The 261-nt window shown below is 66.3% G+C and carries 1 pseudogene; it reads left to right on the plus strand.

Going from position 1 to position 261, the window contains the following annotated elements:
• Positions 1-17: 17 nt before the first annotated feature.
• A pseudogene (locus ACYYG1_RS17600) lies at positions 18-261 on the plus strand (thymidine phosphorylase); the annotation flags it as partial.

Consider the following 261-nt stretch of genomic DNA (forward strand, 5'->3'; position numbering starts at 1 on the left):
AGCATTCGACGGGCGGCGTGGGCGACGTGGTCTCCCTGCTGCTGGGCCCCATGATCGCCGCCTGCGGCGGCTATGTGCCGATGATCTCGGGTCGCGGCCTGGGCCACACGGGCGGCACGCTGGACAAGTTCGACGCTATTCCCGGCTATTGCACGGTGCCGGACAATGAACTGTTCCGCAAGGTAGTCAAGGAAGTTGGCGTGGCCATCATCGGCCAGACGGCCCAGCTGGCGCCGGCCGACAAGCGCTTCTACAGCATCC

Source organism: Desulfocurvus sp. DL1XJH-121 (assembly GCF_054819825.1).